Genomic DNA, 1,931 nt, shown 5'->3' with positions numbered 1-1,931 from the left:
CTCAAAACTGATTCATCGTCAACTCCAGAATTGGATAGCTGGTTTACCCAGCTATATCAAGGTTTATTTACCAATTTCGAGCTGCGAAAGTTGAGTTAATAATAATCAACCTGATGATGGATTTTAAGCATCCGTTCGATTATGGTCTCCTGGGGTTTTCGGGGCAGTAAAGTTGTTCAACTAAACGGGTACGATAATTCAATGATGGCAGCGGCGAACCAGTCCTTTGAGGGGGCGGGTTTTTTCAATAATATAAGATAAGTTATTTACTGAAAACGCCGTTACGGGCAGGATAGTTAATAAAGGTAAATCAACTATCCGTATAGAATATTTCGGAAACAGTTTATCAGCTTGGAGGAAGTAAATGTACAGTTACATTCATTGGCACGCGTTTTTNAATAAAGGTAAATCAACTATCCGTATAGAATATTTCGGAAACAGTTTATCAGCTTGGAGGAAGTAAATGTACAGTTACATTCATTGGCACGCGTTTTTMAAAGCGAATACTGAGGACAAAGTTCGTAAGCTGCTCGCAAAATTTGAGGATGYATGTGAGACAAAGGTTACCCAGTCAGTATTTGAACGTTATTGGAAAGACTCCTCATTATATGATGTYGGATTCAGCACGCCCTTAAATAAGGACGAAATTACTGAGGCTGTTTTCTCTACTTTAGTSATTTCTCATAAGCTGGCTTATACATGGGAGGTTACTGGTCCTTCTATTTCAGAATCAGRGATATGGCAATTTCGTGGACTGACCACTAACACAAAGGTTACGGGAATCGAATGGATTCAGTTTAGATTAGAGACTGACTCGTAATTGCACTAACGGGTACGATAGCATGGGGAAGGCTACCGGCGGTTCGGCGTCCTTGTTCAACAGATGGCAGGATAACTTAACTTAGAGGGATTTGAACCTGGACAAATTGAGCACAGTGTGGGCAATCTTTGTCGCAGAGGAAATGGGGCGCTTTCCCAATTTCTATCCAATAGCTGTTTACACAACCCGTGAAAAAGCCATTGAAGATCTAGATGGGTTACCTCGAGATGTAAACTACCAGCTTCTTGAATTACCTTTAAACCAAAACTTTGCTTATTATCACAAGAAGTCAGGTAAGTTGGTTGGAATGGATGCGATCTATCATGAGCATTTTCACTACAAGGCAAATGCAGAGAAATAAACGTCGAATCAAAGTATCGTCGTATTAAACTATCGGGTACGATAGCTTCATAATGTTTCACTACTTAGGCTGCTGATGATTCACTCGGCAGCCTGTTGTGCTAACTGGCAGGAGAGTGGAACATTATCTCGAAGTTTCCGTCTAATTATTGAGGAAAAGGGGGGATTTAATGAATCGAGTTCTTTGTATGATTATCCTTATTTTCTTAATGGTCCTTGCGGGATGTAGTACCAATAATCCATTGACCCTTGAACATTTATTGGATGGTTTTCAAAAAGAGGGGTTACAACTTACTAAAGCAGAAGAAAATCCAGAGAACATTTTTCAGCAAGGGATAAATGGAGTAAAACCAAGCTTTTACGAATTATCCGATGGCGTCATTCATTTTTATATTTTCAAGTCTAATAAAGAACGGAAAGAAGGTCGTGAGGACTTTTACGATAGACCTGTTGAGTTTGTAGAACATGGAGCATTCGAAATAAAAAATGTATTAATTCTTTATGTCTATGAGAAGAATCAGGATGACGAAATTGGAAAAAAAATTAATGACTTAATTCAAGAACTCAAAAAATGACTGATTAACTCCTGGATTTACGACCAAAGTTATGTTGAAGCATCATTTAGTTGATTGAACTAACGGGTACGATAGCACCATGACAACAGGCTACCGGCATTATTTGCAGCCTGTTCAGCTAACGGGCAGATTAATGGAACTATTATCTTACATATACGTCTAATAATTGTTTGGAA

At 38.6% G+C, this 1,931-nt stretch carries 2 protein-coding genes; both read left to right on the top strand.

Annotation, left to right across the window (positions count from 1 at the left end; genetic code table 11):
- Window positions 1–926 precede the first annotated feature (926 nt).
- Window positions 927–1,181 carry a hypothetical protein gene (locus ASG81_RS03830; RefSeq protein WP_155971186.1) on the top strand — a complete coding sequence of 85 codons (255 nt, stop codon included), beginning with the start codon at window positions 927–929 and terminating at the stop codon, window positions 1,179–1,181.
- 169 nt (window positions 1,182–1,350) lie between these two features.
- Window positions 1,351–1,755 carry a hypothetical protein gene (locus ASG81_RS03825; protein WP_056629396.1) on the top strand — a complete coding sequence of 135 codons (405 nt, stop codon included), beginning with the start codon at window positions 1,351–1,353 and terminating at the stop codon, window positions 1,753–1,755.
- Window positions 1,756–1,931 lie beyond the last annotated feature (176 nt).

This window comes from Paenibacillus sp. Soil522 (genome assembly GCF_001428245.1).
Classification (GTDB): Bacteria; Bacillota; Bacilli; order Paenibacillales; family Paenibacillaceae; genus Pristimantibacillus.
This window is presented reverse-complemented; position numbering and strand designations above follow the sequence as displayed.